15 protein-coding genes are annotated in these 19,994 nt (G+C 36.3%); 10 read left to right on the top strand and 5 right to left on the bottom strand.

All coding sequences use genetic code 11. The annotated features are described in order from the left end of the window. The first annotated feature begins 126 nt into the window (after positions 1-126). The 3 genes from GQ596_RS07005 (at position 127) to ppnN (ending at position 3,830) form a co-directional block, all read left to right on the top strand. Positions 127-1,917 carry an SEL1-like repeat protein gene (locus GQ596_RS07005; protein ID WP_160400971.1) on the top strand — a complete coding sequence of 597 codons (1,791 nt, stop codon included), beginning with the start codon at positions 127-129 and terminating at the stop codon, positions 1,915-1,917. A 103-nt stretch (positions 1,918-2,020) separates the two neighbouring features. Continuing rightward, a complete protein-coding gene (locus GQ596_RS07000; RefSeq protein ID WP_160400970.1) occupies positions 2,021-2,329 on the top strand; it encodes a hypothetical protein in 309 nt (102 codons plus the stop codon). 124 nt (positions 2,330-2,453) lie between these two features. Further along, entirely contained in the window at positions 2,454-3,830 is a 1,377-nt protein-coding gene (ppnN, locus tag GQ596_RS06995) for a nucleotide 5'-monophosphate nucleosidase PpnN (RefSeq protein ID WP_160400969.1), read from the top strand. Between the two features lie 127 nt (positions 3,831-3,957). Here the strand turns inward: ppnN and radA are convergent, their stop codons facing one another. From radA to GQ596_RS06980, 3 genes are all read right to left on the bottom strand, one after another. Further along, on the bottom strand, positions 3,958-5,337 hold the full coding sequence (gene radA, locus GQ596_RS06990) for a DNA repair protein RadA (RefSeq protein ID WP_160400968.1): 1,380 nt from the start codon (positions 5,335-5,337) through the stop codon (positions 3,958-3,960). 9 nt (positions 5,338-5,346) lie between these two features. Beyond that, on the bottom strand, positions 5,347-6,321 hold the full coding sequence (gene serB / locus GQ596_RS06985; protein WP_160400967.1) for a phosphoserine phosphatase: 975 nt from the start codon (positions 6,319-6,321) through the stop codon (positions 5,347-5,349). Between the two features lie 186 nt (positions 6,322-6,507). Next, positions 6,508-6,849 carry a helix-turn-helix domain-containing protein gene (locus tag GQ596_RS06980; protein ID WP_160400966.1) on the bottom strand — a complete coding sequence of 114 codons (342 nt, stop codon included), beginning with the start codon at positions 6,847-6,849 and terminating at the stop codon, positions 6,508-6,510. A 108-nt stretch (positions 6,850-6,957) separates the two neighbouring features. Between GQ596_RS06980 and GQ596_RS06975 the strand changes: the two genes are divergently transcribed. After that, the gene (locus GQ596_RS06975) at positions 6,958-7,497 is read left to right on the top strand and encodes an NAD(P)H-dependent oxidoreductase (protein WP_160400965.1); all 540 of its coding nucleotides are present in this window, start codon (positions 6,958-6,960) and stop codon (positions 7,495-7,497) included. Positions 7,498-7,552: 55 nt separating this feature from the next. Here GQ596_RS06975 and rsmB read toward each other — a convergent pair whose 3' ends face one another. Together rsmB and GQ596_RS06965 are read right to left on the bottom strand one after the other, a co-directional pair. After that, positions 7,553-8,845: a 16S rRNA (cytosine(967)-C(5))-methyltransferase RsmB gene (gene rsmB / locus GQ596_RS06970; RefSeq protein WP_160400964.1), complete on the bottom strand. Its 1,293-nt coding sequence runs from the start codon at positions 8,843-8,845 to the stop codon at positions 7,553-7,555. A gap of 45 nt (positions 8,846-8,890) precedes the next feature. Further along, positions 8,891-10,234 carry a Na+/H+ antiporter family protein gene (locus GQ596_RS06965; protein WP_202112495.1) on the bottom strand — a complete coding sequence of 448 codons (1,344 nt, stop codon included), beginning with the start codon at positions 10,232-10,234 and terminating at the stop codon, positions 8,891-8,893. Positions 10,235-10,408: 174 nt separating this feature from the next. On the opposite strand from GQ596_RS06965, the gene GQ596_RS06960 reads away from it, so the two are divergent. The 6 genes from GQ596_RS06960 (at position 10,409) to GQ596_RS06935 (ending at position 19,950) form a co-directional block, all read left to right on the top strand. Beyond that, positions 10,409-11,281: a shikimate dehydrogenase gene (locus GQ596_RS06960; protein ID WP_160400963.1), complete on the top strand. Its 873-nt coding sequence runs from the start codon at positions 10,409-10,411 to the stop codon at positions 11,279-11,281. Between the two features lie 113 nt (positions 11,282-11,394). Continuing rightward, positions 11,395-12,159 (top strand): type I 3-dehydroquinate dehydratase, encoded by a 765-nt coding sequence (gene aroD / locus GQ596_RS06955; protein WP_160400962.1) that lies wholly within the window; start codon positions 11,395-11,397, stop codon positions 12,157-12,159. A gap of 326 nt (positions 12,160-12,485) precedes the next feature. Then, positions 12,486-14,933: a glycerol-3-phosphate 1-O-acyltransferase PlsB gene (gene plsB, locus GQ596_RS06950; protein ID WP_160400961.1), complete on the top strand. Its 2,448-nt coding sequence runs from the start codon at positions 12,486-12,488 to the stop codon at positions 14,931-14,933. A 249-nt stretch (positions 14,934-15,182) separates the two neighbouring features. Continuing rightward, on the top strand, positions 15,183-18,251 hold the full coding sequence (gene fdnG / locus GQ596_RS06945) for a formate dehydrogenase-N subunit alpha (RefSeq protein WP_160400960.1): 3,069 nt from the start codon (positions 15,183-15,185) through the stop codon (positions 18,249-18,251). A gap of 15 nt (positions 18,252-18,266) precedes the next feature. Continuing rightward, positions 18,267-19,241, top strand: coding sequence for a formate dehydrogenase subunit beta (gene fdxH, locus GQ596_RS06940; RefSeq protein ID WP_160400959.1), 975 nt, complete (start codon positions 18,267-18,269; stop codon positions 19,239-19,241). Further along, entirely contained in the window at positions 19,234-19,950 is a 717-nt protein-coding gene (locus GQ596_RS06935; RefSeq protein ID WP_160400958.1) for a formate dehydrogenase subunit gamma, read from the top strand. The genes fdxH and GQ596_RS06935 overlap by 8 nt, the downstream gene beginning before the upstream one ends. Positions 19,951-19,994 lie beyond the last annotated feature (44 nt).

The following is a 19,994-nucleotide window of genomic DNA, read 5'->3' as shown; positions in this document are numbered from 1 at the left end:
ATAAAAATAAGTTGAGTCTGGAAAATCAATAGAAAGAGTTATGGTTTCACTTATAATAATTTTATAGAGAAAAATTTATTAATTTCAAAAAGAATAAAAATTAAAATAGAGCACATAGGGATATCCATGTATAAGTTTATATTATCAATTATAATAATTTTTGAATTATCAAACCAAGTATTTGCAAATACAATTAATCAAAAAATTTGGTCTTTAGCAATAAATAAAAACGATAATGTGGCTCAATATATCGTTGCTCAAGCTTATAATCCGTTAGTTGAAAATGATGATTGGGATTGCCTACCTCATCAGTTTTATCTTGAGTTAAAAAATAAAAAATTAGCAGGATGCCAAGATAAATCTGCCGATAAATATATTGAATTTTTAACTAAATCAGCCAAAAACTTATACCCTCTTTCCCAAACAGCTTTAGGAATAGCCTATGTTAAAGGTAAATTGGTAAATAAAGATATTAAAAAAGGCATTTTTTGGTTAGAAAAGGCCGCTTCCCCCATTCCTGACAAAGCAAAATTTAGTGTAGGTGAAGGCACGCTGTGGCTAAACGAACAGGGAAGGAAATATGGTGTTGGTCAGGCGCAATACGTATTAGCAACCCTCTATGATGAGGGTGTAGATGTTAAATCTGATTATGCTAAAGCAGTAAAATATTATGAAATGGCGAGTAAAAGCTATGATTTCGGTTTTTATGGTTACGCTCAATATCAACTCTTTAATATCTATAAAAATAAGCTTAATAACCCGCAAAAAGCGATATATTGGCTTGAACAAGCTTTATATAAATTAGAAAAGAATATTTATCTAAAAAAAAATGAAAACATAATTAATGCGGTATCTAATGCAACAGATCAAATAATTGAGTATTTTCTAAATGGCGGTCAAATAGATGGGTCAAAATCAGAATTACCTAATTATGAGTTGGCAGCTAAATATCTAGGGCAATTTGTTGAAAATTATGAAATAAAAAATAAAATAAGAAAGAAAATGGCATTGAAATTAGCTTGGCTCTATTTAAATGGTTTAGGAATAGAGAAAAATCCTGAACAAGCAGCTAAATACTATCATTTAGGCGTTATTAATAGTGAAACAATTAAAAAAGATAAAAATAATGATCAATCTTTAGAACAACAATTCTTATTCGATGTCATTGAACCTATTTATGAAAGTTCAACATTTACTCAAAGCGAGATTTATCACTTGATAAATTCAACTGATAAAAATAATAAAGAAAATATTACTAATGCATATAGTCAATTTTATATAACTAACGCAAGCAAAATAGTTGAAAAAGTCTTTGGTGAAAACAGAAAAGATGAAGAAAGATTTTATACTAAATTAGTAGATGAAATACAATATGTAGGAATTGAATCATATCAAACTTATAATTCCGCAACGCCAATATTAGCTTTAGCCCAGAAACGAGGAATAGCTTATGGTTATTACCGTGAGGCACAAAACATCAATGGAAAAACCCCAGAGCAATTATTAGACCTTTATCAATCAGCCTTAACCCTAGAACCAGAAAACCCCAAAATAATCTATGGGTTGGGTACGTTATATGATTTTATAATTAAAGATTCAAAAACAGCAATAACCCATTACCAAAAAGCAGCAAATTTAGGTTATAGACTTGCTAATTATCGCTTAGGTGTCATCTATTATTTAGGAAAAGGCGTTAAACAAAACTACCAAGAAGCTTGGCGATATCTTAATTTAGCAGCCGAACAAGGCTACTTACCAGCTCAAAACTTTGTGATGACAGTTGACAAATCTCACCCTGATTTGAAATGGTTAACCACCCAATATGTAAATCATAGAAAAAATTATCGTTCACCTACCGTTGAGGTTAAATATAAGGTTGAAACTGAGGTTGAAACTGAGGTTGAAACCACAAATTAATGATAATCAAGGTTAGTAAAAAGCAATCGTTAAACTAAAATAGAAAATTGAACATTAACAAGATAACTACTTAATATTAGTAGTTTAATTCAGAATATTAGATATGAATGAAGAAATAATTACAGCAAATCGAATAAAAAACAAACGCAAAAAAACTCGGTTACTTGTTTTGATGTTACTTACATTAACCGCATGTGGCTTATTTTACTCATGGTGTAACATTACTGAATCAGTTTTAGCATCTACTGAACGAAAAATAACAAGAATTACTAAGGCAAATCTATTCCAAGTTGATGATAATACGTTTAATTGTATTACAGATATTTTGTATGATGATGCGTTCGGCTACAAGACTAAATTAATACGCTATAAGCAAGATCAGGAAAAGCGCGAAAATTGTATTCCTTTATAATGTTAATTAGATAAGATATAGGGAACTCATTTTCCTAGTGTTTTTATAATACAAAACGCAATAAAATGGTGATTTGAGTATATAATAATCCCTTTGTTGATAAAAACGTCATGTCGAGGTTGCGATGATTACCCATATTAGCCCATTAGGATCGATGGATTTACTTGCTCAGGCTGAAGTTGATATCCTAAAAAAATCAGCCAATAGTGAGCTTTATCAATTATATCGAAATTGCTCATTGGCAACATTAAATGCAGGAAGCAAGACCGATAATACTAAAGATCTGCTCGATAGATTTAAGTCTTTTGAAATCAATGTGATCAGTAAAGAGCGTGGTGTTAAATTAGAACTCGTTAATGCGCCAGAAAGCGCTTTTGTTGATGGAAAGATTATTCGCTCGATTCAAGCAAATCTTTTTGCGGTATTGCGAGATATTTTATTTTTAAATAGCCAAATCAGTGCCATTAAAGAGTTAATGGCAAATGTTCAACTTGAAAAAGATCACTCATTTTATATCACTAACCTTGTTTTTTCGATTTTACGTAATGCCAATGCACTCCATGTGGGCGAAGAGCCAAATTTGGTTGTTTGTTGGGGTGGACATTCTATTAATGAAAATGAATATTACTATGCCCGTCAAGTCGGCATGCAACTGGGCTTACGAGAGTTAAACATTTGTACGGGTTGTGGTCCGGGTGTGATGGAAGCACCAATGAAAGGGGCAGCCGTAGGCCATGCACAGCAACGTTACAAAGAGAGCCGTTTTATTGGCATGACCGAGCCGTCAATCATCGCCGCAGAGCCGCCTAATGCGCTAGTTAATGAATTGATTATTATGCCCGATATCGAAAAGCGCCTTGAAGCGTTTGTGCGAATGGCTCATGGTATTGTTATTTTTCCTGGTGGTCCTGGCACTGCCGAGGAGTTACTTTATATTCTGGGTATTTTGCTAAATCCAGCCAATAAACAACAAACATTACCGTTAATTTTAACAGGTCCTAAAGAGTGCGAAGCCTATTTTGCTTCTATCGATAGCTTTATTCGTAACACACTAGGCGATGAAGCGACGAAGCTTTATCAAATTGTGATCGATTCACCTGAGCAAGTGGCTCGCATTATGAAAGAGGGTGTTAAGCATGTTAAATCTTCACGCTTAAAAACAGGCGATGCTTATGGATTTAATTGGTTACTTAAAATTGACGAATCGCTACAACATCCATTTGATCCAACTCATGACAATATGGCGTCCTTAAATCTTCATAAGGATCAACCTGCTGAACTATTAGCTGCTGATTTGCGTCGTGCGTTTTCGGGTATTGTGGCGGGTAATGTTAAAGAATTTGGTATGAAGCAAATTGCTGAAAAAGGTCCTTATAAGCTACAAGGCGATAGCGAAATTATGAAACAAATGGATAATTTATTGCGAAGCTTTATTAAGCAAGACCGTATGAAGTTACCGGGTGGAACGGCTTATCAGCCTTGTTATGAGATTTGTTATTAAGCTTTGCATTTAACTTAGTATTTCACATAGTGTTTTAATTGTTGGTGCACATAGTCGCTTAATTTATCGTATCCACCGATACCTTATCGGCGGATACGTTTGTGTAAAAGGCAAATACGATTTTTAGCTAAAAATTACTTAAAATATCTAGCACTTCTGATACCTTTTTGACGCCAAAAATTTGCATATTTTCGGGTTTCTTTTTAGGCATGTTGGCAATGGGAACAATTGCTTTTTTAAAGCCATGTTTAGCCGCTTCAGTAATACGTTCTTGACCACTTGGTACTGGGCGAATTTCACCACCCAGTCCAATCTCGCCAAAAATAACGATATCTTGCGGTAACGGACGATTACGAAAACTAGAGACTAAAGCTGAAATTAATGCTAAGTCTGCACTGGTTTCGGTGACTTTTACGCCACCAACTACATTAACAAAAATGTCTTGATCGGCCATTTGTAATCCACCATGCCTGTGTAATACTGCAAGTAATAATGCAAGTCGGTTTTGATCTAATCCTACTGTTACACGTCGTGGATTGCCATACATAGAATGGTCGACAAGGGCTTGAATTTCAACCAATAATGGACGTGTCCCTTCCCACAATACCATTACTGAGCTACCCGGTAGCATTTCATCACCACGGCTTAAAAAGATGGCGGATGGATTGCTAACCTCTTTTAGACCTTGTTCGGTCATGGCAAATACGCCTAGTTCATTAACGGCACCAAAACGGTTTTTATGGCTTCGTAATGTTCTAAAACGTGAATCCGCATCACCATCTAATAAGACAGAACAGTCAATGCAATGTTCAAGCACTTTGGGTCCTGCAAGCGAGCCATCTTTGGTGACATGTCCAACCATAATAATGGCAATACCTTTAGTTTTGGCAAAACGCGTTAAGTAAGCTGCTGTTTCACGCACTTGTGCAACACTACCGGGGGACGATTGAATGTCAGTTAAGTGCATAACTTGAATTGAGTCAATCACCATCAGTTTAGGTTGTGATTGTTCAGCAAGTAAGCATATTTGTTCAATGCTGGTTTCAGATAGCATATTGATATTATCAGCAGGTAACCCTAAGCGATGAGCACGCATCGCCACTTGTTGGAGTGATTCTTCACCAGTGACATAAAGTGTATTCATTTGTGATGAGAGCTTACTCATGGTTTGCAGTAACAACGTACTTTTACCTGCCCCAGGGTTTCCACCAATAAGAATAGCACTACCCGGTACAACACCCCCACCAAGCACGCGGTCAAATTCTGAAAACCCCGTTGAAAACCGCGGTAATGCCTCTAAACTGATTTCAGATAATTTTTGAATTTTAGCTTGTCCAACACTACTACCTGCATACCCCGTTAACCGATCATTACGTGATGAGGTGCTAGCAAGTCTAACTTCGGTGATGGTGTTCCAAGCGTGACATGAACTACATTGCCCTTGCCAACGAGGGTAGTCTGCTCCGCAATCATTACAAACATAAGCACGTTTTACTGCTTTTGCCAATTTAATCTCCTAACCTTCGCTTAATAAACTGGTTGATAAAATGCACCATAATCCAGTTAAATCAGCATAATTAATACTAATTCGTGCCTTTTCGACAACTTTAGGCTTACCATGATAAGCAACGCCAAGACCTGCAATACGGATCATCATCAAATCATTAGCACCATCACCAATCGCAACCGTTTGTTCAATAGGAATGTCTAGCGATGTGGCTAACTGCTGTAGTGTTCTTGCTTTATATTTAGCATCAACAATTTGCCCTGTGACTTTACCAGTTAATTTACCATTTTTAATCTCTAATTCATTGGCATAAACATCAACTAATTTTAACTTTTGCTTTAAGTGATCAGCAAAATAGGTAAAACCGCCTGACGCAATAGCAACATGCCAATTTTTTTTATGCAGTTCTTTCACTAAATAAGTAAGTCCGGGAGTAAGCGGTAAATTATCTTTAACTTGATCTAAAATAGCTTGATGTGCCCCTTTTAAGGTTGCCACTCGTTTGCGTAAACTCGCCGCAAAATCAAGTTCACCATGCATCGCTTGTTCGGTTACTGCCGCAACTAGCTCTCCAACGCCCTGCAATTTAGCAAGCTCATCAATACATTCAATACTGATCGCTGTCGAATCCATATCCATGACTAATAATCCAGGAGAGCGTAGCGTAGGCAAATTGTCAATTGGTGCAACATCAATACCTAAAGTCAATGAAATCGATTTGGCTTTTTTAGGCATAACACCTGCAATACGAACAATTTGGTAAGTTTTTATTTTCCACGATGACACTATCACCATTGGCATAGCAAGCTGATCTTGAAATTTTGACAAGATGGTCTTATTTAACTTCTTACCATAAATAATCCAACCTGTTTTACCAGCATTATAATCCAAAGGAACCACTTCACAGCCATTTAATGAAAGTGGTAACCCCTGCCAAGATTGAATATTTTCAGGAAGGTCATTGTAGGTAAGTATATAAGCCATATTAGGAAGTCTTCATAACATAAAACAAGCCCAAAATTTATCACAACTACTAAAGATTGTCCAAATTAGGATTGTGTGATTTTTTTAGTTTTTTATACTTAAACACATAGTTACCTGAAACTTTTTAACAAAAAAATAAATCTATCGATTGCCTTTAATCATTCCACCACGATACTGATAGTGATCTTAAATATTCAACGCCCATAAACAAAGTTGCTCTAATATAGGCTCCAATTTTTCGCCAAGTGAAGTTAATTTATAGACAACTTTTAAAGGGGGTTTATCACCAAAAACATGTCGAGTAATTAACCCATTCTCCTCTAATTTTTTAAGTTGTATACTTAATGTCATATCGGTAATATTAGGAATAATGGTTTTCAATTCGCTGAATCTTTTTTCACCAGAAAGCAAATAATAAATTATCACCCCTTTCCATTTTCCGCCAACTAAATCCATTGATAAACTAATAGGACAATCATAAGTTTTATTGTTATAACGTTTTAATGGCCTTTGTTCATCTATTTGCATTAATTCACCTAACTATCAAGTTTGATAGTTATTGCTATAAGCTTATTTACGAATAAGCTAATTAGAGTAACTATCATTTTAATAGCAAAAAAGGAAAAAGGAATCATTATGGCATTAATTATTTTAGGTCACCCTAACATTAAACAGTCTACCGCCAATAAGACAATTATCGAAACATTACAAAATAAAGTTGAGGATATTGAAATTCGCAATATTCACAATCTTTATCCAAACTATCAAATCAATGTGCAAGAGGAGCAAGCCGCATTACTCAGACATGACCTTATTATTTTACAATATCCAATGTACTGGTATAACATGCCGGCCATATTAAAAATATGGTTTGATGAAGTATTTACTTACCAATTTGCTTATGGCTCCAAAGGCGATAAATTAAAAGATAAAAAACTATTACCAAGTTTAACCATAGGACAACAAGAACAGAATTATAAAAAATATCGCAACGATTTAATGGATAATTTATTAGAGCCCGTCAAAATATCAGCCTTATATGCGCAAATGGAATATCTGCCACCGAAACTTTTATATGGTGTTTCACCTGTGGTTGAAGAAGTACAAGCTAAAATAAAAACAAAAGCACAACAACACGGTCAACAGTTAGTTGAAATTATAAACAAATATAACTAATAAAAATCAATATGATATTTATAGTAATTGATAAATCATCATATTTTATGTTGTATTAACTATGCTTTTTTAAAACCGCATAAAAGAAACCATCACCCCCATTTTCAGACGGTAAAAATTGTTTTAGTTCACCTTGTAATTTGGCGCTGGTGTTTTCTTGCAAAAAACGCTCAATTTGTAATTTATTTTCGTCTGGCAGAATTGAACAAGTAGCATAAACCAAAGTACCACCCGTTTTTAGATAAGCCCATATTTTAGTTAAAATTGCGTATTGTAATTCAGTCAACTGCGCTATATCACTATCACGGCGTAACCATTTGATATCAGGATGACGGCGAATAACGCCTGTTGCTGAGCAAGGTGCATCAAGTAAAATACGATCAAAACTGCGCTCTTTGCACCAATTTTCGGGCGTTAAACCATCCCCTACTTTTACTTCAGCCTGCTGTTTTAAGCGAGCTAAATTTTCGTTAATACGCTTAACTCGACTAGGTTCAATATCTACAGCTAAGACTTGCGCTTTTGGAGCTACTTCTAAAATATGTGTAGTCTTACCTCCGGGCGCCGCGCACATATCTAAAATTTGTTCGCCATTTTGTGGCGCTAATAAATACGCAGCATATTGTGCTGATAGATCTTGCACTGTGACAGCACCCTTTGCAAAATCAGGTAATTTTGCCACATTAACGGGGGTTATTAACCTAATTGCCGAAGGTATATCCGCAAAGGTTTCTGATTCAATGTTGTCTTTGGCTAGTAATTGTTGGTACTCACTTACTGAGTATTGATTAAGATTAACGCGCAACCACATTGGTGGTTTTTGATTATTAGCATTAACAATACTTTGCCACTGCTTTGGATAAGCTTGTTTAAGGCGTGTTAACAACCAACTTGGGTGCAGTGTTTGCTGGCTTTGTTGTTTACTGTCTTGCGTAAATTGTTGTTGTAATGATGTTTGTTGGCGCAAAAATTCGCGCAATACACCGTTAATTAATCCTTTAAGTTGTGTTTTTTTAAGTGAGTTAACCGCATTTACACTCTCGGCAACTGCCGCATGTGCAGGAATACGAGTATAAAGAATTTGGTAAATACCCACTAACAATAGGTCATGTAAAATTCTATTTTTACCCGTTAATACTTTACTCATCAAGGTGTGAATATAAAAATTAAGTTCGGGTAATACTCGCATCACACCAAAACAGATCTCTTGTACTAAAGCCTTATCTTTATCAGCTATTTTATGATTAAGTGCCGTTAAGGTTGCACTTAATGATTGCCCTTCTTCTAGCACATTAAAAATAGCTTGCGCACAAACTGCACGAATATTTTGGTGTGATTGATTATTCATAATAATAATGACCTAAAAAACAACAATTAAATAGAATAATGTTGATTATAAAATTAACGATCCAACCCAACCTGCAATAAATAATGGAATATTAAAATGGGTAAATGTAGGAATAACACTATCACGAATATGATCATGTTGCCCATCGCTATTAAGCCCTGCTGAGGTTGCCAAAATAGTATCTGATGGTGGAGAACCAGCATCCCCAATTGCACCAGATGCACCAATTAAACAAACAGTTGCAATTGGCGAAAAACCAAGTTGAACACAAAGCGGAACATAAATTGCGGCAATAATCGGTACCGTTGAAAACGAAGAACCAATACCAAGCGTAATAATAAGCCCTATTAACATCATCATAAATGATGCAACTATTTTATTTCCTGCAAATAAAGCAGCACTATTAATAACCAATGGTTCAATTTCGTGAGTTTGTTTTAGAACTTCGGCAAAGCCTTGTGCGGAAATCATCACAAAACCAATCATTGCCATCATTTTGATACCATCGGTAAATACACCGTCGGCTTCACCCCATTTTATGGAGCCTGACACAATAAAACAGATAAAACCAATTAAGGCACCTAAAATCATTGAACCCGTGTAAAGTTGGATAGCAAATGAAAGAATAATCGCCAATAATGAGACAATAAGTGAACGCTTATTTACATTTTTTAACGCGTCAAGATTTGTCTGTTCATCAATAATTTTATATTCTCTTGGTTTACGGTAGCTGACAAAAATCGCCCACAATAAACCAGAAAACATACCTAGCGCAGGAATAGCCATGGCGTGCATTACATTGACGTGACTCACATCCATTCCTGATGCAGTAATGTTTTTTAATAAAATTTGATTTAAAAAGATGTTACCAAAGCCAACAGGTAAAAACATATATGGCGTAATTAACCCAAATGTCATGATACAAGCAATCATTCGCCTATCAAGTTGTAATCGAGACATTACATACAAGAGTGGCGGAATTAAAAGCGGTATAAAAGCAATATGAATCGGAATAATATTTTGTGACGAAATACTAACAAGTGCAATAATAATAATTAATAACCATTTAATGCGCTTTTTAGCATTACTTGTTGTCAGCTGTTTTATTGCTTTATCAGCCAATAGCTCGGGTAGACCAGATTTTGATATTGCCACTGCAAAAGCGCCAAGCATGGCGTAAGATAATGCAATATTAGCGCCATTACTAATACCTGTATTAAAAGCATCAATCGTTTCTTTTAACGATAAATGACTAAACAAGCCACCAACAAATGCCCCAATAATTAAGCTAATTACCACATGAACACGGCAAAGAGACAAAATTAACATACAAATTACCGCTATCACAACGGCATTTATTGATGAGAACAAATCAAGCATGGTATTCATAAATAGATTCTTTGTTAAGAAGCAAAGTTTATTATTCTAGGCGATAGGTGTCGAAAGTGCAATTGATAGTGTATACTCACTCTTTTCCGATAGGTGTGCCCTAGGCATGTTATTGAAGAATGATTAAACATAACCCCTATTATAATAAAGAAAAACTTGCGCGGAGAATGGTGAATGAGAAGTAATATCGACGGACATTTTTTATTGATTGGGTTAATGGCTTATCCTATTCGCCATAGTTTATCCCCTCAGATGCAAAATACGATCTATTCTAAATTGAATATTCCCTATGTTTATTTAGCGTTTGAAGTTGACCAAGAAAAACTTCCTGATGCTATTAAAGGACTACGAGCATTAGGTCTACGTGGCAGTGCCGTATCCATGCCAAACAAGCAGGTCGTTTGCCAATATCTGGATAAATTAACACCAGCGGTTGAAATGAGCGGAGCATGTAACACCATTTCAAACGACAATGGTGTTTTAACTGGTTATAACACCGATGGAATGGGTTACATGCGGATGCTAAAAGAAGCTGGTGTCAATATGATAGGTAAAAAAATAACCATCCTTGGTGCTGGTGGTGCAGGCACCGCCATTGCAGTGCAAGCCGCTCTTGATGGTGTAAAAGAAATCTCGATCTTTAATCAAAAAGATGAGTGTTATACAAAAATAGAAGCCATTGCCGAAAAACTAAATCAAAATACACAATGTCAGGTAAACGTTCTCGATTTGGCCGATAAAACACAGCTACGTCAAGAAATAGCAACAAGTACTGTGCTTTGTAATGCAACAGGCGTTGGAATGAAGCCATTAGAAGGTCAAAGTTTAATTACGGATCCCACCATGCTACATGCAGATCTTATTGTGACAGACTGTATCTATAGTCCACGCAAAACAAAACTATTAGAGATAGCTGAACAGCAAGGTTGCAAAACACTAAATGGTATTGGCATGATGTTATGGCAAGGAGCTGCGCAAATTAAAATATGGACAGGTGAAGACGCTCCAATTGAATATGTAAAAGAAAAAATGGGCTTTAATGATTAGTTAAAATCGATGTAATAACATTATACCAACTCGTTTTACTCTATTGTTTTATCCGATATAAAACATAAAATAGCCATTTATAATGAGAGTATCGACAATTAATAGGAAATAAAATGAAAACAGTTACTATCAAACAACTTGAGATCGGCGTTGGAGCACCCAAAATTATTGTACCAATTGTTGGTAAAACTCAAGCTGAATTAATCGATGAAGTTCAATTTTTGCAATCCATTGATTTTGATGTTTTAGAATGGCGAGTCGATCATTTTACCCAAGTTGACGATATTTTCGCTGTCAAACAAGTCGCTAAAAAAATAACAGATCTATTACCCAATAAACCCCTTTTATTCACTTTTAGAACAGCAAACGAAGGAGGAGTCAAACCTTGGCCGTTATCCTCTTATATTCAATTGAATAAAGAAATGGCCTGTAGTGGACTTGTTGATCTGATTGATGTTGAAGTATTTATTGGTGATGATTATGTAAAAGATATCATTGATATTGCCCACAACAATCAAGTCTTTGTTGTAGCATCAAACCACGATTTTGAAAAAACACCAGCAAAAAGCGACATTATCGAGCGATTACGAAAAATGCAAGATTTAGGCGCTGATATTCCTAAAATTGCCGTTATGCCCAAAACCACAGATGATGTATTAACTTTACTGGCCGCCACAACCGAAATGAACGAAAAATACGCAACCAAGCCAATTATTACCATGTCTATGGCGGGGCTTGGCGCTATTAGTCGCATTGCAGGAATCACATTTGGTTCTGCAATGACTTTTGGAGCAGCTAAAAATGCCTCTGCACCAGGGCAATTAGATGTCAAAGAATTACGATACATTTTAGATGTGCTATACAAAAGCCACGGTTAATTGAATCTGTCATTTTTAATAAATGACAATACAGCTTTCTAATCATAATTATGAGCGCACCATTAGCGGTAGTAATTCATTAAATAATTGGCGATATCCCAATAAATTCGTTTGATACTTAAAAGCCAAGTCGATGCGTGGCGTTGATAACGATAAACCGTTATAATACGGCTAAATATTGTGATAATTTGGCTTCGAATTTATCTAATCATATAGCCTAAAGGTTATGCAAATTTACTAACAATTAGGCAGTAACAAGTATATACTGAGTTCGTTGCTTTTTTAAAGTATTATGAATAACGCAAAAGTATGAGGTTTATTTTTTTATGTTTTCTTGGTGGACTAAAGTCTATTTTTTTCTTATCCAAATGCTGGTCAAACTTTTTGTTAAAAGTAAACCGATACCAACCGATCCAATAACAGAATTAGACCTTGATATCGATAGCCCCATTTTATATGTATTACCTTACAACTCTCAAATCGACTTAATGGTGGTTCGGTCACTTTGTTTACAATATAATTTACCTGATCCATTAATTGGAATCGACATCAACGGAAAAAACGTTCCAGCTTATATCTATATTGATAAAGGCCCTGGTATTTTTGCCTCTAATCAACAAAAAAACAAAGCTATTGGCATTTTAAGAGATTATATTTCGGCACATCAACAAAATCATGATCTTGATATTCAAATGTTACCTGTTTCGGTTATGTTTGGGCGTTGTCCCGATAAAGAAGGCAAAAAAAAGTTATCACTACAAGTGCTTGGTGCAACAAGTAAATTTTTCAAAATAATCACATCAGGACGAGACTGTTATACGCGCTTTTCTCGTACGGTTTCGTTTAAAGATATTCATGTTGCAGAACAAGATCTTTCAGTATTAGCTCATAAATTAGCTCGTGTTGCACGAATTCATTTTGCCAAACAACGTATGGCTTCAATTGGACCTAAGTTACCTGTTCGTCAAGCAATGCTAAATAATTTACTCAAAAAGCAAGTTATTTCGGAGGCAATACAAGAAGAGGCTAAAAGTAAAAATATCACTTTTGATAAAGCGAAAAAAAATGCATTAGCTAATTTGAACGAAATTGCCGCTAGTTTTTCTTATCGCATGCTTAGAGTAACTGATTTTGTCCTTACTTGGGCGTGGCATCGACTCTATCAAGGATTAAAAGTAACCAATGCCGATCCTGTTCGTGAATTGGCACAAAATGGCCACGAAATTGTCTATGCGCCTTGTCACCGTAGCCATATGGACTACTTATTATTATCTTATGTGCTTTATCGACAAGGTTTAGTTCCGCCACATATTGCCGCTGGTATTAACTTAAATTTTTGGCCAGCGGGTCCTATTTTTAGACGATTAGGTGCATTTTTTATCCGCCGTTCGTTCCGAGGTAATAAACTCTATACCTCAGTTTTTCGAGAATATCTAGCCGAACTATTTATTCGCGGTTATGCTGTTGAGTATTTTGTTGAAGGTGGACGCTCTCGTACGGGTCGGTTACTCGATCCTAAAACGGGGATGTTAATGATGACCATTCAAACATTATTACGTGGAGATGCAAGACCAATTACTGTTGTACCTGTTTATATTGGTTACGAGCATGTATTAGAAGTTGCAACCTACGCCAATGAACTACGAGGCGCTAAAAAAGAAAAAGAGAGTTTGTGGCGTACTATTAAAGCATTTTTAAAGCTAAAGAAATTAGGATTTGGTTATGTCAATTTTGGTCAACCTATTCCGTTAAATCAATTTCTAAACCAATACGTTCCCGAATGGCGAGAAGCTATCGAACCAACAGGCGCCCAACGCCCGCAATGGTTAACACCAACAACCAACTTACTTGCCAAGCAAATTATGGAAAATATAAATTCATCAGCAGCGATTAATGCAATGAATTTATGTTGTTCAATATTATTAGCTGCAGACCAATGCGCACTAACCAAAGTCAGACTTTTGGAACATATTGATTATCTTTTAAAACTTTTTAAAACAGTCCCTTATTCGAATTTAATTACTATTCCCGATGATACGCCCGAAGAATTATTTGAGCATGCCAAAGAAATGGGCAAATTTATTATTACTACTGACGACGTTGGCGAAATGGTTGGCCTTACAACCGAACAAGCAGTATTAATGACTTATTACCGTAATAATATTCAGCATTTACTGATTATTCCGGCCATCATAGCCAGAATTGTACTCAAACATAACCAAATTTCACCTGATGACGTTTTACAACAAGTAAAACTACTTTTCCCTTTAATCAAATCAGAGCTATTTCTTTATCATAACGATGAACAACTGACCGAGTATGTAAAACAAATCATTGCAACTTATACCGAGTTGAATTTGATTAATGATTCGACAAATAAGCTGACAATAAATTATTTAAAAATTTCGGGATTACAATTACTTGCTTCATCATCTAAAGATACATTACAGCGTTATGCCATTGCATTTTCTTTATTGCAAAAAGAACCAACCATTAGCCGAGCAACACTAGAAAAAGAAGGTCGATTAATTGCTGAACGATTATCCATTTTACACGGCATCAATGCGCCTGAATTTTTTGATAAAGGTGTTTTTTCAACATTAGTAGCATCATTGCGTGAACAAGGATATCTAGATGATCACGGTGACAAAAACATACCAAAAATTGAAAAAATGAACGAAATTCTTAAACCCCTTATTACTGCAAGGGTAATGCAAACCATTGACGAAATTAATCTATCATCAAACAATAAAAATAACATAATAAAAAACTAAAAAAGAAAATAATAAGTCATACTTTTTGTTGATACTGTTTGGCATGAAAAATCACGCAATCTTGCGAACATGCCAAACAAGCAATATTTAATAATAATATTTTTGATATACATCAAATTTTGTGAATTCATCCCTGTTTTCTCCTTTATTTCCATGCTATTAAAGATTATCATTACAACTTATAAGGATGTTAATAACTTCCAATATAATAAATCAAATAATGTAATGTCAGCTTTCTAAGGAGCCCATATGCTATTTAACCGTAGGCAGTTCTTTAAGATCTGTGCTGGTGGTATGGCAGGAACAACGGTAGCCACACTAGGACTAGCGCCGAATGTCGCGCTTGCACAAACTCGCCAATTTAAATTACTCAAATCCAAAGAAACTCGTAACAACTGCACTTATTGCTCAGTGGGTTGTGGAATGCTACTTTATAGTCGTGGCGATGGCGCTAAAAATGCCGAATCATCCATCTTTCATGTTGAGGGCGATCCTGATCATCCTGTTAGCCGCGGCTCGCTTTGTCCTAAAGGCGCTGGAGTTCTTGATTATATCAAAAGTGAAAATCGTGTTAGATATCCACAATACCGAGCACCAGGTTCAGATAAATGGCAAAAAATAAGTTGGGATGATGCAATTGACCGTATTGCTCGTTTAATGAAAGCTGACCGAGATAAAAACTTCATTGAAAAAAATGAGAAAGGCACGACGGTTAATCGTTGGACAACAACAGGATGGCTTGTCACATCGGCCGCAAGCAACGAAACAGGCTGGTTAGCCTTTAAAGTTGCTCGTGCATTAGGCATGTTAAGCCTTGAAACCCAAGCTCGAGTTTGTCATGGACCGTCTGTATCTAGCTTAGCTGCCACGTTTGGTCGAGGGGCAATGACTAACAATTGGAATGATATCAAAAACGCCAATGTTGTTATTGTCATGGGCGGTAATGCCGCAGAAGCCCATCCAGTTGGCTTTAAATGGGCAATTGAAGCTAAAATTAATAATGGCGCAGAACTAATTGCCATTGACCCTCGTTTTCACCGAACAGCTTCAGTTGCGGATCATTATGTACCCATTCGCTCAGGATCTGACATTGCATTTTTACTTGGTATTATTAATTATCTGATTACTCATAACGAAGTTAACTTTGAGTATTTAGTGACACACAGCAATGCTAGCTTAATTGTGCGTGATGATTTTAATTTTGATGTTAATAGTGGATTGTTTAGTGGTTATGATGCAACTAATCGTCAATATGATCAAACCAGTTGGGCATATCAAAAAGACGAAAATGGTTATGCTCTTCGGGATAACACACTAAACCATCCTCGTTGTGTCTGGAATCTATTAAAACAACACGTTAGCCGTTATACCCCCGAAATGGTAAATAAGGTTACTGGTAGCCCAATTGATGGATTTTTACATGTCTGCCGATCACTTGCTAGCACAAAAACCAATGATAGAGCAGCAACCTTTTTATATGCATTAGGTTGGACTCAACACACTTATGGATCACAAATTATCCGTACTGCTGCCATGGTCCAGCTTATTTTAGGTAATATTGGCGTTATGGGCGGAGGTATTAATGCTCTGCGTGGGCATTCAAATATTCAAGGTTTAACCGATGTAGGTTTGTTGTCAAATCGTTTGCCTGCTTATCTTGATTTACCTAAAGAGTCTCAAGTTTCACTTACTCAGTATCTAGATGAAAAAACACCAAAACCACTTGGTCCAAGCGAAATAAATTTTTGGGGAAATTATCCTAAATTCTTTGTCAGTTTTATGAAATCAATGTACGGTGATAAATCGACTAAAGATAACGATTGGGGATTTGATTGGTTACCAAAATGGGATAAAACCTATGATGTTTTAAGATTTAGTAAAATGATGCGCGATGGACAAGCCAATGGCTTTATTTGTCAGGGCTTTAACCCACTTGCTGCTCTACCCGATAAAAATAGTGTTCGTGAAGGTTTATCTAACTTAAAATTCTTAGTTAGCATTGATCCTATGCCGACTGAAACCGCTGAGTTTTGGAAAAACCATGGTGAATCAAATGATGTGGATTCTAGCAAGATTCAAACGGAAGTCTTTAGATTACCATCTAACTGTTTTGCTGAAGAAAACGGAACAATTGTTAACTCTTCCCGTTGGTTACAATGGCATTGGGCGGCAGCTAAACCGCCTTACGAAGCATTATATGATCCTGAAATTATTGCACGTATCTTTTTAAGAATTAAAGAACTATATGCCGAAGAGGGCGGTACTTATCATGAGCCAATTGATAATTTAGTTTGGGATTATCAAGACCCTGAAGGTCCAGCAGCCGAAGAACTAGCCAAAGATTATAATGGACGTGCACTTGCAGATATCACTGATGCAAATGGAAATGTTATCCTTAAAAAAGGTCAGTTACTCAGTGGTTTTTCCCAATTAAAAGCAGATGGAACAACGTCATCAGGTATTTGGATATTTTGTGGTTCTTGGACTGAGCAAGGCAACCAAATGGCAAGGCGAGATCCAAGCGATCCGTCTGGCAAAGGCGTTCATGCTGGTTGGGCTTGGGCATGGCCAATGAATCGACGTGTACTTTATAATCGTGCATCAGCGGATGAAAACGGCAAACCATGGGATCCAAAACGAGTTTTAGTAAAATGGAACGGCTCAACCTGGATCGGTAATGATGTTCCTGATTTTACGGCAACATTATCGCCAAGTGCTGGAGCAGGCGCTTTTATTATGAATAATGATGGTTTAGGTGGATTATTTTGTTTAAATCGATTAGTTGATGGACCGTTCCCTGAGCATTATGAACCGTTTGAAACGCCTATTACCAATAATCCATTGCATCCAAATCAAATAAGCAGTCCTGTTGCACGAGCATTTAAAGAAGATTTGGCTCGCTTAGGTAATGCTAGCGAATTTCCTTATGTTGGCACGACTTATAGCATCACTGAACATTTCCACTTTTGGACACAGCATGCAAGGTTAGCATCGATCACTCAACCAGAGCAATTTATTGAACTAAGTGAAAATTTAGCCAATAAAAAAGGTATCAAATTAGGCGATACGGTTAAAGTAACTTCATATCGGGGCTATATCAAAGCTAAAGCAGTCGTGACAAAACGTCTTCCGACATTAACCGTTGATGGTAAAGAGATTGAAACCATAGGAATTCCTATTGTGTGGGGATTCACAGGGCAAACAAAGAAAGGATTTTTGGTTAATGAATTAACACCTCATTTAGGTGATGCTAATTCACAAACACCAGAATATAAATCATTCTTAGTCAATATTGAAAAAGTTACCAGTGCGGCATAAGGAGGAAGATCAATTATGTCATTACAAACACAAGATATTATTCGCCGCTCAGGAACCAACGCATTAACACCAGCGCCACGAGCCCGCGATTATCAACAAGAAGTCGCAAAATTAATCGATGTAACAACATGTATTGGCTGTAAAGCGTGCCAAGTTGCCTGTAGCGAATGGAATGACTTACGAGCCGAAATTGGCAATACTGTCGGCGTGTATGATAATCCCGCTGACTTAGAGCCCAAAGCTTGGACAGTAATGCGTTATTCGGAAGTTGAAATTAATGGTAAATTCGAATGGCTGATTCGTAAAGATGGTTGTATGCACTGCTCAGATCCTGGGTGCTTAAAAGCTTGCCCTGCCGAAGGTGCTATTATTCAATATGCCAATGGTATTGTGGATTTTCAATCAGAACACTGTATTGGTTGTGGCTATTGTATTGCTGGTTGTCCCTTTAACATTCCAAGGGTCAGTAAAGAAGATAATCACTCTTATAAATGTACTTTATGCGTAGATCGTGTTGCTGTGGGGCAAGAGCCAGCATGTGTAAAAACTTGCCCGACGGGCGCTATCCATTTTGGCACAAAACAAGACATGATTCGCCATGCTGAACACAGAATTGTCGATTTGAAAAAACGAGGGTTTGAAAATGCGGGGCTTTATGATCCACAAGGTGTTGGTGGTACGCATGTGATGTATGTTTTACACCATGCAGATCAACCAGAACTTTATCACGGTCTGCCTAAAGATCCACAAATTAGCGAAATTGTTAAATTCTGGAAAGGTGTTTGGAAACCACTTTCAGCGGCAGCATTTGTTGCAACCTTTGGAGGTTTACTATTCCATTATATGGGCGTAGGTGCAATTGAAGTCGACCAAGATGATATTGAACACGAAAAAGAAGCCGATAAACAAGCACGAAAAAAATTAGAATTACCAGTTGTTGAACGTAAAAATGGTGCTAATTTACCACAACAGGAGAATCATCATGAATAAGAAAGGAATGATATTAAGAACACCATTAATTGTTCGCTTCTGCCATTGGTGTATGGTATGTCTATTTATTTTGACTGCGCTATCAGGTTTATCACTGTTTTTCCCATCAATAAAACTATTTGGTTTGTTCCTTGGCACCCCACAATTAGTGAGGACATTACACCCTATTTTGGGCTGTATTGTTTTTGTATTGCTAATGTTTATGTTTTTAAAATTGGTTCATCATAACATCCCTAATAAGCAAGATATGGTGTGGATTAAAAACTTTAAAAGCGTCATTATGGGCAAAGAAGAAGGCATTCCAATTGGTAAATACAACGTCGGTCAAAAGTTTCTGTTCTGGTGCATTATGGGCTTAATTTTTGTCTTATTCGTTACGGGACTTATTATGTGGCGTCAGTATATTTCGGATTATTTTCCAGTACAGACTGTTCGTATTGCGATATTATTTCATTCACTTGCCGCAATTAGCTTAATTTTACTGGCTATTGGCCATGCTTATATGGCAATTTGGGTTAAAGGCTCGATTAAAGGGATGATAACGGGCTATGTATCACGTGCTTGGGCACGAAAAAATCATTCCGCTTGGTATGAACAAGAGATGGAAAAAGTCTATCAAGCAGAACTAAAAGCCAAAACCGAATCAGATCAGCCGACAACTGACACGAAACATGATATCAAGAATGACATTGAACATAAAACGATTTAATTAACGTTTTTATATAACGCCAATTTACCGCTGACAATATATCA

The organism is Gilliamella sp. Pra-s60 (assembly GCF_009795755.1).
Classification (GTDB): Bacteria; Pseudomonadota; Gammaproteobacteria; order Enterobacterales; family Orbaceae; genus Gilliamella.
The sequence above is the reverse complement of the archived record's forward strand: the minus strand, read 5'-3'. Positions and strand labels throughout refer to the sequence as shown.

Excerpts from the sequence above, each read along its gene's own strand:
- GQ596_RS07005 (WP_160400971.1), top strand. The coding sequence starts at position 127 with ATGTATAAGTTTATATTATCAATTATAATAATTTTTGAATTATCAAAC.
- GQ596_RS07000 (WP_160400970.1), top strand. The coding sequence starts at position 2,021 with ATGAATGAAGAAATAATTACAGCAAATCGAATAAAAAACAAACGCAAA.
- GQ596_RS06960 (WP_160400963.1), top strand. The coding sequence starts at position 10,409 with ATGAGAAGTAATATCGACGGACATTTTTTATTGATTGGGTTAATGGCT.
- fdnG (WP_160400960.1), top strand. The coding sequence starts at position 15,183 with ATGCTATTTAACCGTAGGCAGTTCTTTAAGATCTGTGCTGGTGGTATG.
- aroD (WP_160400962.1), top strand. The coding sequence starts at position 11,395 with ATGAAAACAGTTACTATCAAACAACTTGAGATCGGCGTTGGAGCACCC.
- GQ596_RS06980 (WP_160400966.1), bottom strand. The coding sequence starts at position 6,849 with ATGCAAATAGATGAACAAAGGCCATTAAAACGTTATAACAATAAAACT.
- GQ596_RS06975 (WP_160400965.1), top strand. The coding sequence starts at position 6,958 with ATGGCATTAATTATTTTAGGTCACCCTAACATTAAACAGTCTACCGCC.
- rsmB (WP_160400964.1), bottom strand. The coding sequence starts at position 8,845 with ATGAATAATCAATCACACCAAAATATTCGTGCAGTTTGTGCGCAAGCT.
- fdxH (WP_160400959.1), top strand. The coding sequence starts at position 18,267 with ATGTCATTACAAACACAAGATATTATTCGCCGCTCAGGAACCAACGCA.
- serB (WP_160400967.1), bottom strand. The coding sequence starts at position 6,321 with ATGGCTTATATACTTACCTACAATGACCTTCCTGAAAATATTCAATCT.
- GQ596_RS06935 (WP_160400958.1), top strand. The coding sequence starts at position 19,234 with ATGAATAAGAAAGGAATGATATTAAGAACACCATTAATTGTTCGCTTC.
- plsB (WP_160400961.1), top strand. The coding sequence starts at position 12,486 with ATGTTTTCTTGGTGGACTAAAGTCTATTTTTTTCTTATCCAAATGCTG.
- ppnN (WP_160400969.1), top strand. The coding sequence starts at position 2,454 with ATGATTACCCATATTAGCCCATTAGGATCGATGGATTTACTTGCTCAG.
- GQ596_RS06965 (WP_202112495.1), bottom strand. The coding sequence starts at position 10,234 with ATGAATACCATGCTTGATTTGTTCTCATCAATAAATGCCGTTGTGATA.